We start from the raw sequence: 12,124 nt of genomic DNA, 5'->3' as shown, positions 1-12,124 counted from the left end.
ATGATAATTAGTATCAAATTTAATAAAATGAAAAATCTAAACAGTGGATATTTAAATGAACTTTTTTATAAAAATTTTAAAAGATTTTCCTAGCTATCTTTGGAGTGGTTGGGGATCTATTGCTTCAATATTTCTTTTCCTTGCTTTATGGGATTTTGGAAATCAAATATATGGAAACCTAATCTTACCTAGTCCAAATGAGACTTTTGTGGCACTATTTGAATTATTAAAAGATGAAACTATGCAAAGTGAGATTATGATAACACTAAATAGAGCTATGATTGGTTTTGGTTTAGCTATATTAGTTGGTTCAATTTTGGGACTATTTGCTGGACTATTTATAACAGCTTCAATTATGAGTCGTCCAATAGTTACAATTTTATTTGGAATGCCTCCAATTGCTTGGATAGTATTAGCTATGATTTGGTTTGGTATGGGAGATACTACTGTAATTTTTACAGTATTTATAGCCTCTTTCCCTATAGTTTTTGTGGGAGCTTTACAAGGAACTAGAACCTTAGAAGGAGATTTAAAAGAGATGGCAGATAGTTTTCATCTTCCATTTTCAATGAAACTTTTTGATTTATATCTTCCTCATATTTTTTCATATATTTTTCCTGCTTATATTTCAGCTCTTGGAATGTCATGGAAAATAGTTATTATGGCTGAACTCTTGGCAACTAGTGATGGTTTAGGAGCTGCTCTTGCGGTTGCTAGAAGTCAGCTTGAAACATCAACAGCTTTAGCAATAGTTACAATTATGATTGCTAGTTTACTAATAATTGAATATGTAGTTTTAGAACCAATTAAAAAGGAGCTTGAAGCATGGAGAGATTAGTAGTAAAAAATCTTAGTTTCTCTTTTGGTTTTAAAGAGATTTTAAAAGATATTAGCTTTACACTTGAAAAGGGAAAAGTAATATCTATAGTTGGACCTAGTGGTGGAGGGAAAACTACACTTCTTCATCTTTGCTCAAAACTTTTAAAATATGATGAGGGAGAGATAAAAAATAGTTTTAACTCTAGCTCTTTTGCTTTTCAAGAGCCAAGGCTTCTTCCATGGAAAAATGTTATAGATAATATTGCTTTAGGATTAAGAGCAAAAAAAGAGAAAAATGATATTGCTATAAAAAAAGCAAAAGAGATTGCACTTCTATTTGGTTTAGAAGAGTATGATTTAGAAAAGTTTCCCAAAGATTTAAGTGGAGGAATGAAGCAAAGAGTCTCTTTTGCTAGAGCTTTAGTTGTAAATCCTAGTTTACTATTTTTGGATGAGCCATTTTCTGCTTTAGATATTGGTCTTAAAAAAGAGTTACAAAAACACCTAATAGATGAGATTGAAGATAAAAACTTAAGTGTACTTTTTATAACTCACGATTTGATGGAAGCTATAAAACTAAGTGATGAGATAATAGTTTTAAAAGCTGAACCAGTAGGGCATATTAAAAAAATATTCAGTATAGATTTACCAAAAAAACAAAGAGATGATGAGTTTGTATATAGTAAAACAGCTGAAATATTACAAGATAGAGATATTATAGAGAGTTTTGAATTGGAGTTAAAATGATAGAGTTTGAGAAACAGTATGCAACAAATCACTATGCTTATTATCCAAAAGGTGATTTCCCAATATATTTAGCCTATGGTTTTAGACCAATATTTTTACTTTTAGCTCCATATATTGTTTTAAGTATTATTTTATGGGCTTTTGTATTTGCTGGATATATTAATCTTCCTATAGAAAACACTCTAAACTGGCATATTTATGAGATGGTTTTTGGAGTTGGAACTGCCATGATTGTGGCTTTTTTTCTTACAGGTTTGCCTGAGCTTTTTCCAGGAGTTGTTCCAATAATTGGAAGACATCTTGCAGTTATTGTTATTTGGTGGGTTTTAGGAAGAGTTAGTTTTTGGTTTATGGATTATTTAACTATCTATTTTACTGCTATTATCAACATTAGCCTTACAGCTTATATTGGATATTTAGCAGCCATTCCATCTTTTAAAGATAGAAATAAAAAACATGTATCTTTGGCATACTCTATGGTCTCTATTGTAATTATTCAAATACTATTTTTTCTTAGTGTTGCTAATATTATAGAAATAGACTCATTTAAAATCCTACTTCTTTCAATATCTTTAATCTTAGTTTTAATATTACTTGCTTTAAGAAGAGTTAGTATGGAGTCTATAAATGAACTTTTAGAGCAAGAAAAAATAGATGAAACTTTTTTAGCAAAATCATTTAGATACAATCTTGTAATATTTTGTCTGCTTTTATATGGTTTTGTAGAGTTCTTTTTCCCAGAAAATTCTACTTTAGCATATATCTGTTTTGCAGTAGGTTCTGCTATTTTAGGAGTTCTAAATGATTTTAAACTAAAAGATAATTTTATTTTAAATAGACCTTTTGTGTTATATATTGTAAGCATTATTGTGCTTACTTCTATTGGATTTTTCTTTTTAGGATTTAACTATTTACTTGAGTTACATCTTACAAATCACTTTAGACATTTTATTACAACTGGAAGTTTTGGACTTGTTTTTTATGTAATTCTTATAATTGTTTCAACAATTCATACAGGAAGAGAGATTTTTACAAATTTGGCTTTGACTTTGGGATTAATATTAATAATTCTTGCAACATTTATGAGAGCTTTTATTCCCTATTTCTTAGAGTATAGCATGGAATTATATATCTTATCTTCAATTATTTGGGCTATTCCATTTATTATATATATGAAGATATTTTTCCCATTTTTATTAGATAAAAGAGAAGATGGAATAAAGGGATAAATTTAAATAAGGATAAAAAATGAAAAATACAATACTACTTTTAGTGCTACTCTCTAGCTTTTTATTTGCAAAAGATGAAAAAATGATTGTAGTTGCTGGTCCAATAGCAACTATTTCTCACCCACTAATTTATATGCAACATAATGATGCTTTAAAAGATTTAGGCTTAAAAATAGAGTTTAAACTATGGAATAATCCAGATGAGCTAAGGGCATTAATTTTAAAAAAAAAGGTTGATTTTATAGCACTTCCTACAAATGTAGCTGCAAATTTATATAATAAAGATGTAGATTTACAACTAATAAATGTAGCGACATGGGGAATTTTAGGTCTTCTTAGCCGTGATAAAGATTTAAAAACTATAGAAGATTTTAAAAACAAAGAGATAATTGTACCATTTCGTGCAGATATGCCAGATATTGTACTTCAAGCTTTAATAAAAAAGGCAAATCTTGATATAAAAAAAGATTTTAAAATAAAATATGTAGCAACTCCAATAGATGCTATGCAGATGTTAATCTTAAGAAGAGCAGACAATGTACTTTTAGCTGAACCAGCTACATCTATAGCATTAAGAAAAACAGGCTCTTTCCCTGTAAAATTAATCGCTCCTGATATTTATAGAAGTGTAAATTTACAAGATGAGTGGGGAAGATTATTTAAAGTAAAAAGTGAAATACCTCAAGCTGGAATTGCAGTTGTAGGAAAAACTAAAGCAAATAAAGAGCTTATTGAGAAGTTTTTAACTGAATATGAAAAAGCTATAACTTGGTACAAAAACAATAAAGAAGAGGCTACTAAAATGGTAATAAAAACTATTCCTATGCTAGAAGAGAGTGGTTTAGTTGATTCTATAGAACATGTAATTTTAAAAAATATAACTGCACAAAATAGTAAAAATGATTTAGAGTTTTTCTTTGAAGTTCTTCTTGAAAATGATAAAAAAATAATTGGTGGGAAACTGCCAAATAGCGGTTTTTACTACAAATAAAAAAGGCTCAAGATAAACTTGAGCCTTTTTTTGTTTTATTAAATCTGGTTAGATTTAAAAGCTTACCCTAAAAATGGATTTGCATATAATGCAATCATAGCAATTACAAGTGCATAAATAACTTGAGCCTCAATCATAGCTAGAGCAATAAACATTGTAGTCATAAGTTTTCCACCTAGACCTGGGTTTCTTGCAGTTCCAGCAATTGTAGCAGCAGCAGTATTACCCATACCAATAGCTCCACCAAGAGCAGCAAGTCCAAGACCAATTCCAGCAGCAACTACAGAGTATGCTTTTAAAGTCTCATTTGCAACTGCAGCATCTGCAGCAAATGCAAAACCAGCGAAAGCTAGTACTAAAAGAACGATTTTTTTCATTTTAAAATCCTTAAAAATATTTCAAAGTCTGTTCGGCTTGCGTATCCCTACAAAGAACTTTGATGGCTGTGATTATATTTTAAGTAAACTAAAAGTAAGATAAAGGAATTTAATATTTTGGAAGTGATTTATGAAAAAATTTCTCTTTTTTCTACTCTTTTTAGTTCTATTTATTTTGGGACTATTTTATATGCTTTTATTTACAAATATTGGGAATAAAGCTATTGCAAACTATATTGAAAATAGTTTTAACAACAAACAAAATGATTTCAAACTAAAATTTGATACTTTTCTTATAAGTCCAAATGATGTAAATCTAGTTGCAAATATAAATGAGAGTTCTAAAATAAAGATTATTGGTAAGATAAACTCTATACTTGACTTAAAAGGAGAGTTTACTTATAAAATAGATATAAATGATTTATCAATTTTTAATAATCTTGCACAAAGAGAGTTAAAAGGTTCTTTAATTGCAAATGGTGATTTTCTTACAAAAGATGGGATAAGTACAATAATAGGAATAACAAACCTAGCAAATAGCTCTTCAAGATATGAGATAAATTTAAATAAGTCCAATTTAAATAGTTTAAATCTTGATGTAAAAGATGCAAACATAGATGAGATTTTTGCTCTTATAAATGAGCCTATATATAGTTCTGGAAAGCTAAATTTAAAGGCACAAATCTTAAAAAATAGTGATAACTCTTTTAATGGTGACATTTTGGCTAATATTAATAGTGGAAAAATAAACAATAAAGTAGTTGAAAAAGAGTTTAACTTTCCTATAAAACAGACTATATCATACAATATAAATAGCTCAAATAAACTAGAAGATACAAAGATTTCAAGTGATATAAAAGTAGCTTCTAGTTTAGCAAACTTGGAGATGAATAATTTAATTATTAATTTAACAACAAAAGAGATAAACTCAAACTATATTTTGGATATTTTAAATTTAAGACAGATTGAAGAGTTTATAAATATCGCACTAAATGGAAATCTAAAAGTAGTAGGAAATATAGATAAAAATCAAAAAACTCTAAAAGTGGATGGGAATTCAAATATTGCTGGTGGTACTGCAAACTTTGCACTTTTGGATAATAATTTGGATTTAAAGGTAAACAATGCAAACTCTTTGAAACTTTTACATCTTTTAAACAAAGATGAATTTTTCAACTCAAACTTATCTTTAGATTTAAATTATAATCTTATTTCAAAAATCGGTAAGCTAAATCTTGATATTAAAAATGGGAACTTTGTAAAAAATAGTTTTATACAAAAAGTTGAGGAGCTTACAAAAATAGATTTAAGCAAGGAGATATTTGAAACAGGAAATGTAGCAAGTAACATTGATAATAAAAAAATATACTCTAATTTAAATTTAAACTCTAAAAAAAGTGATATTAAATCAAAAGAGGCTTTCATAGATTTAGAAAAAAATATTATTGATACAAAGCTCGATATAAATCTAAATAAAAATAGGTTTTCTGTAAAACTTGAAGATGATTTAAATAAACCTATTATAGTAGTAAATGTGGAAGAATTATTAAAAAATATTTTAGAAAAAAAATTGGATAAATACCTAAATAAAGAAGAAAATAGTGATAAAAAGGAGCTTTTAAAAGGAATAAAATCTCTTTTTTAATATCTTGATAATTATTATCATTTTAAGTAAACTTGAAGTTTTTTTTTGATTTAATTTTAAAAATTTTATATAACAAGGATTTTAAAATGAGATTTACAAATAAACTTTTAGTTTCTTTATCATTTGCCGCTACCTTAGCTATTAGTTCAGGTGCAGTTACACAAAAAAATGAAACAAGCTCTACTATTTCAAAAAACTTACCCTTTCTTGAAAGCTATGCAAATATAGCACTTGATAACTATACAGATACATTAAATGATGCAAAAAAGTTAAAAATTGCTATTGATAAATTTGTTCTAAATCCAACAGAAGAAAATCTTACTAATGCAAAAAATGCTTGGTTACAATCAAGAGAGTCTTATGGAAGCACAGAGATTTTTAGACTTGCAAGTGGTCCAATTGATGCTGGTGATGGTTGGGTATTAGAAACTTATGGTGCTTTAGAGGGGCAAATTAATGCTTGGCCACTTGATGAAAATATGATAGATTATACTATTGATGCAGATGGGAAAAGAACATCTGGAAATATTATTGACACTATTGGAAAGTTTAATCCAGGTGGAGAAGAAGGGAAAGAAGTTGATGTTACAAAAATTACAGTTCAAGCATTAACTGATTTAAATGAAAATGGTGGAGAAGCAAATGTTTCAACTGGTTATCATGCTATTGAATTTTTACTTTGGGGACAAGATCAAGATTATAATAACTTCTTAGAAGATAAAATTACAAATGGTGCAATGGTTGCTGGTTTAAGACCACTTTCAGACTTCACTACAGATAAAGATGCAAAAAGAAGATTAGAGTATTTAAGTATTGTAACACAAAAATTAGTTGAAGATTTAGCTATTGTAACAAGTGCTTGGCAAAAAGAGATTAAAGGTGATACTGGACTTTATAGAGCTGCTCTTTTAGGAAAAATAAAAGGTAAAAATAAAAATAGAAATATTACAAAAAAAGAGGCTATGCAACAAATTATTGCTGGAATGGGAGTATTTATAAAATCTGAATTAGCAAATGAAAGAGTTGCTGTTGCTGTTTTAACTCCTAGTGAAGAGGACGAACACTCTTGCTTCTCGGATAATACTCATAGAGATTTAGTAAAAAACTATGAAGGTTTTAAAAATATTTTAACTTCTACATACAATGGTAAAAAATATGGAGAATCTTTACTTGATAGCTTAAAAAAAGAGGATAAAGATAGAATTTTAAAACTTATGATTGATATTGAAGAAAAAATAGAGAGTGTAGATAAAATTGCAAAAACTGAAGCTCACTTTGATTATCAAATAAGACCAGAACATCCTCAATCAAAAGTTTTAGTAAAACTAAAAAATGAACTGAGAAAATTAGGTGATGAGATGATAACTGTTGCAAAATCAAATAATATTAAACTAACAACTGATGATGTTACAGACCCAGAAGAGACAAAGCTATAAATGAAATTTATTAAAAAGATTATACTTTTTAAAAGCCTTGCTGCAATATTTTGCACAGGGCTTTTTGCATCTAATCTTGAAAGTACCTATATATCAAATGAGAAAAATAGCAAACTTCTTTTAAAACCTATTGATGGCTTAAGCAATAATCAAACTGATATTTTTATATTAGGAAGAAGTTTTTTCAATATTCCATGGGTAAAAGCTCCTAGTGTTACAACAGCACGAGATGGTTTAGGACCACTTTTTAATGCAAATAGTTGTATTTCATGTCATCCAAACAATGGGCGTGGAGAGCTTTTTACTAAAGAAAATTTAACTTCAAGAGCTTTAATTGCAAGATTATCTATAAACTCAGATAATAGCTTTGAAAACAAAGAGATTTTAAAGAAAAAGGGATTTATTCCAGAACCAGTTTATGGGGAACAGTTGGCTATAAATGGAAATTTTGGAGTTCCTTTTGAAGGAAATATTAAAATAGATTTTGAAGATATTGAAGTTAAATTCCCAGATGGTGAAACTATAATTTTACAAAAACCAAAATATAGTTTAGAAAATCTAAATTATGGAAAACTTCATAAAAATAGTGTAGTTTCATATAGAATAGCTCAATCTTTAAATGGTATGGCTTTGATAGATTTAATAGAGAATGAAGAGATTTTAAAAAATCAAGATATTAATGATACAAATAATGATGGCATAAAAGGGAAAGCAAACTTTGTATATTCCCCTATTTCAGAAAAATATGAGCTTGGAAAATATACTTGGAAAGCTAGTGTTGCAAAACTAAAAGAGCAAGTTGCTTTTGCTGCATCAAATGATATAGGACTTACAACAGCAATTGAACCAAACAAAAAATGCACAAGTTTCCAAAAAGAGTGTTTAGAAGCTCCAAAAGCAAAAGATAAAATAGATCTTCCAGATGATAGACTAGAAGCAATAACTTACTATTTAAAAAATTTAAAAACATATAGTGCAAATAAAAATACAAAAGAGTATAAAGATGGGTTTTCTATTTTTGAAGAACTTAGCTGTTCAAAGTGCCATATAAGTAGTTTTAAGACAAAATTAGGTTTTGAAATTTCTCCATTTTCTGATTTTTTACTTCATGATATGGGTGAAGATTTATCAGATGGAAGAGTTGAGTTTAGTGCAAATGAGAAAGAGTGGCGAACTGCTCCTCTTTGGGGTTTAACTCTACATGAAAAAATAACTAAGAACAGAGCTAGGCTTCTTCACGATGGAAGAGCTAAAAATTTTGAAGAGGCTATTTTATGGCATGGAGGAGAAGCTACACAAAGTCGTGAAGCTTATATGAGCTTGGAAAAAGCCAAAAGAGAAAAACTAATTAAATTTTTAGAGGAGTTATAATGAAAAAAATATTTTTAATGTTTTTATTTTTGTTTTCATCTGTTTTTGCAAATGAGACAATTTTTCAAAGTGTTATAAAGAATATAGCACTAAAAGATACAAAAAGTGCTATAGAGAGTGCAAAAAATCTTCAAAAAGAGATTAATAGTGAAAACTTTACAAAGTTTTTAAAAGATTGGAAAAGAGTTGAGACAAACTATCTTGCTGGTGAAATAAATAGTGATTATTTAGATACACCTCGATATATTGATGTTTTTAACAATCTAAAAGAGGATTTAAACTCTCAAATGAAAAGAGTTGTAGATGGAGATTCAGATATTAAAAAGGCTCTATTTAAAAACTCATTTAAAACTATAAATGCTTTAGAATATGTGATTTTCTCTAGTAATGATTTAAATGATAGAAAAAAGGAGATCTCAAAAGAGATTTTAAGTTCAATTATAAAAAATCTTGAAGAGGTTAAAGCTGTTTATGAAAACTATTTAAAAAACCCAGTAGTAAAAGAAGATGACAATGCAAAGCTATTAAATGCATTGGTTGCATCTTCATATAGATTAAAAGAGTGGAGAGTTGGAAACCCTTCTGGATTATCTGCAAAATATAAAAATGATTTTAAAAATAGTAGAGCAGAATACTTTTTAAGCCAAAACTCTTTTGCTTCAATAAATGCAATTTTAGATGCTCAAAAAGAGATGATTTCAAATGAGAACTATATAAACCTTCTTAATTTAGCAAAAGAGAAAAAGGCTACAAACGACTTAGAAGCAGTAGTTTCTAAAATAGATGAAGCAAAAAAAGAGTTAAACTCTCTTCCTAAAGATGATTTTACAAATGCAAAAAAACTTTTTGATTTAGTTTCAGAAATTCATGATTTATACTATATTACAATCATTGAAAAATTAGGCCTTAAACCTGAAATCTTAGATGCAGATGGAGATTAAAATTTGGACTATTTTGCACTAGATTTTCTAAGTAACCCTTCTAAAAGAGTATATTGGTTATATTTAATATCAAGTTTTATTTTAGCTATACTCTTTTTTTATTTTACAAAAAAAAGCCCAAAAGTAATTCTTTCTAGTAAACTTTGGCTTCATCCTAGTGCAAAATTAGATTATATCTACTTTTTTTTAGCAAATTTAGTAAATATATTTTTACTTATTCCTTTGGTATTAAGTGCAAAGAGTGTAGCACTTTTTACAAATAAGTTTTTATATGAGAATTTTGGTTTTTTTGAGAATTTATCTTTCTCTTATCTTCAAATTACTATTTTTTATACCTTAGCTATTTTTATTTTTAGTGATTTCACAAGATATTGGCTTCATAGATTTCTACACACTATTCCTATTTTATGGGAATTTCACAAAGTTCATCATAGTGCAAAAGTATTAACTCCTATTACCTTTTATAGAGTTCATTTTGTAGAAAACTTTTTATTTGCCTTAAGATACGCCTTAAGTGTTGGTTTTATAACAGGAGTTTTTATCTATTTGTTTGGAGCAAAAATAAATATCTATATGATTTTTGGAGTAAATGCTTTAGTATTTATCTCTTCAATTTTTGGCTCAAATTTAAGACACTCTCATGTTCCATTCTCATATTTCTCAGTTATAGAAAAATGGCTCTTATCTCCAAAACAGCATCAAATCCATCATGATAAAAAACATTTTAATAAAAACTATGGTGGATATATAGCTATTTGGGATAGAGTTTTTGGGACTTTAGCTTTATCAAAAGATGTAAAAATACTTAAATTTGGACTAAGAAAAAACCAAATGAGTGAGTATAAAAGTATAAAAGATTTATATCTAAGACCATTTATTAATTTATTAAAGAAAGGAAGAGTTTATGAAAAAATTAGTTTTAATAACAATATTTTTAGGAACAAACTTACTAGCAAATAGTATTTCAAAAGAAGATTTGGGGAAAATACTATTTTTTGATATCAATTTATCACAAAATAGAACTCAAAGCTGTGCAACTTGTCATAATCCACAAGTTGGTTTTATTGATGATAGAGATAATGGTATCTCAAAAATGGCGTCTTTAGGAGATGATTTAAAATCTTTAGGTGATAGACAAGCTCCAACTGCTTCTTATGCAAAATTTTCTCCAAAATTTCATTATGATGAGAAGAAAAAATTATATAAAGGTGGTCAGTTTTGGGATGGAAGAGCTAACACTTTAGAAGAACAAGCTGGTGGTCCACCATTAAATCCAATTGAGATGGGATTAAAAGATGAAAGCCAAGTTGTAGCAAGATTAAAAGAGAATAGTTTTTATATAGAGAGCTTTAAAGCTTTGTTTGGAAAAGATATTTTTGATAATGACAAAAAAGCATTTGAGGCTTTAAGTCAAGTAATTGCTAGTTTTGAGAAAACAGATGAATTTTCAACATTTGATTCAAAATATGATAGATATTTAAAAGGTGAGTATGATTTAACTCCACTTGAAGATTTAGGAATGTCAATATTCTTCTCAAACAATAATAACTCTTGTGCTACTTGTCATGTTTTAAAAGGTGAAGATAAAGAGGGTGAAACTTTTACAAACTATGAGTTTCATAATATTGGAGTTCCTATAAATAATCAATTAAGAGCAAAAAATGGTATAAAAGAGAAAGATTTAGGATTAGCAGCAAACCCAAATATTAAAAATAAAGATGAAAATTTAGGAAAATATAAAACCCCTACTCTAAGAAATGTCGCAGTTACATCTCCATATATGCACAATGGTGTATTTAAAGATTTAAAAACGGTAGTTTTATTTTATGATAAATATAACAATAAAGAAAATAATATTAATCCAGAGACAAACGAACCTTGGGATGAACCTGAGTTTAAAGATACTATTTCTCTAAAAGAGTTAAAAGCAAATGCTCAAAGTGATAGAAAAATTGACGCTTTAGTAGCTTTTATGAAACTTTTAACAGATAAAAGATATGAACATCTAATCAAAGATTAAAAAAAGTGAGTTTAAAAACTCACCTTTTTATATTATATAGTTTCTAAAATCTCAATTTTGATTATCTCATCACCTTGTTTTATAGCATCTAAAGCTTTAAAACTATCTTCTTGTGTTTCTTCAATCTCTCCAAAAACAGTATGGTTACCATCTAAATGAGGGCATGGAACAAAACAGATAAAAAATTGGCTTCCACCTGTATCTCGTCCTGCATGTGCCATTGATAAGCTTCCTCTTTTATGCTTTTGTTTAGAAGCATCTACTTCACACTTTATAGCCCAATCTGGACCACCCATACCTGATCTCTCTGGACATCCACCTTGAGCCATAAATCCAGCAATTACTCTATGAAAGTTTAATCCATCATAAAATCCATCATTTGCCAAAGTTACAAAGTTTGCAACTGTATTTGGTGTCTCTTGGTTGAAAAGTTTTATTAAAACCTCTCCATTTTTTGTGCTGATTTTTGCATAATTAAATTTTGCAAGTTCCTCTTTTGTATAGTTATACTCTTTTAACTCTTGTCCAAATCTATTTGTACTCATAAA

Annotated in this window: 12 protein-coding genes; 10 read left to right on the top strand and 2 right to left on the bottom strand. The window is 28.0% G+C overall.

Annotation, left to right across the window (positions count from 1 at the left end):
• The first annotated feature begins 55 nt into the window (after positions 1-55).
• Genes ATR_RS03105 through ATR_RS03090 form a run of 4 tightly spaced genes read left to right on the top strand, consistent with a single transcriptional unit; the run spans position 56 to position 3,786 of the window.
• Positions 56-838 carry an ABC transporter permease gene (locus ATR_RS03105; protein WP_115428028.1) on the top strand — a complete coding sequence of 261 codons (783 nt, stop codon included), beginning with the start codon at positions 56-58 and terminating at the stop codon, positions 836-838.
• Positions 826-1,566 (top strand): ABC transporter ATP-binding protein, encoded by a 741-nt coding sequence (locus tag ATR_RS03100; protein WP_115428027.1) that lies wholly within the window; start codon positions 826-828, stop codon positions 1,564-1,566. Before ATR_RS03105 ends, ATR_RS03100 begins: the two co-directional genes overlap by 13 nt.
• Positions 1,563-2,795, top strand: a complete 1,233-nt coding sequence (locus ATR_RS03095; protein WP_115428026.1) for an NnrS family protein — start codon at positions 1,563-1,565, stop codon at positions 2,793-2,795. Before ATR_RS03100 ends, ATR_RS03095 begins: the two co-directional genes overlap by 4 nt.
• 19 nt (positions 2,796-2,814) lie before the next feature.
• The gene (locus ATR_RS03090; RefSeq protein WP_115428025.1) at positions 2,815-3,786 is read left to right on the top strand and encodes an ABC transporter substrate-binding protein; all 972 of its coding nucleotides are present in this window, start codon (positions 2,815-2,817) and stop codon (positions 3,784-3,786) included.
• Positions 3,787-3,848: 62 nt separating this feature from the next.
• Here ATR_RS03090 and ATR_RS03085 read toward each other — a convergent pair whose 3' ends face one another.
• Positions 3,849-4,163, bottom strand: coding sequence for a F0F1 ATP synthase subunit C (locus ATR_RS03085; protein ID WP_066156262.1), 315 nt, complete (start codon positions 4,161-4,163; stop codon positions 3,849-3,851).
• 130 nt (positions 4,164-4,293) lie between these two features.
• On the opposite strand from ATR_RS03085, the gene ATR_RS03080 reads away from it, so the two are divergent.
• The 6 genes from ATR_RS03080 to ATR_RS03055 all read left to right on the top strand — a co-directional run bounded on the left by ATR_RS03080 (position 4,294) and on the right by ATR_RS03055 (position 11,576).
• Positions 4,294-5,808 (top strand): hypothetical protein, encoded by a 1,515-nt coding sequence (locus ATR_RS03080; protein WP_115428024.1) that lies wholly within the window; start codon positions 4,294-4,296, stop codon positions 5,806-5,808.
• 86 nt (positions 5,809-5,894) lie between these two features.
• Positions 5,895-7,244 (top strand): imelysin family protein, encoded by a 1,350-nt coding sequence (locus ATR_RS03075; RefSeq protein WP_115428023.1) that lies wholly within the window; start codon positions 5,895-5,897, stop codon positions 7,242-7,244.
• The gene (locus tag ATR_RS03070; RefSeq protein WP_228254247.1) at positions 7,245-8,615 is read left to right on the top strand and encodes a di-heme oxidoredictase family protein; all 1,371 of its coding nucleotides are present in this window, start codon (positions 7,245-7,247) and stop codon (positions 8,613-8,615) included.
• Positions 8,615-9,556, top strand: a complete 942-nt coding sequence (locus tag ATR_RS03065) for an imelysin family protein (RefSeq protein WP_115428022.1) — start codon at positions 8,615-8,617, stop codon at positions 9,554-9,556. Before ATR_RS03070 ends, ATR_RS03065 begins: the two co-directional genes overlap by 1 nt.
• A gap of 3 nt (positions 9,557-9,559) precedes the next feature.
• Positions 9,560-10,516 carry a sterol desaturase family protein gene (locus ATR_RS03060; protein ID WP_115428021.1) on the top strand — a complete coding sequence of 319 codons (957 nt, stop codon included), beginning with the start codon at positions 9,560-9,562 and terminating at the stop codon, positions 10,514-10,516.
• Entirely contained in the window at positions 10,461-11,576 is a 1,116-nt protein-coding gene (locus ATR_RS03055) for a cytochrome-c peroxidase (RefSeq protein WP_115428020.1), read from the top strand. Before ATR_RS03060 ends, ATR_RS03055 begins: the two co-directional genes overlap by 56 nt.
• Before the next feature lie 32 nt (positions 11,577-11,608).
• Here the strand turns inward: ATR_RS03055 and ATR_RS03050 are convergent, their stop codons facing one another.
• Positions 11,609-12,121 carry a peptidylprolyl isomerase gene (locus ATR_RS03050; RefSeq protein WP_115428019.1) on the bottom strand — a complete coding sequence of 171 codons (513 nt, stop codon included), beginning with the start codon at positions 12,119-12,121 and terminating at the stop codon, positions 11,609-11,611.
• Positions 12,122-12,124 lie beyond the last annotated feature (3 nt).

The sequence above is a fragment of the Aliarcobacter trophiarum LMG 25534 genome (assembly GCF_003355515.1).
Taxonomy (GTDB): domain Bacteria; phylum Campylobacterota; class Campylobacteria; order Campylobacterales; family Arcobacteraceae; genus Aliarcobacter; species Aliarcobacter trophiarum.
The sequence above is the reverse complement of the archived record's forward strand: the minus strand, read 5'-3'. Positions and strand labels throughout refer to the sequence as shown.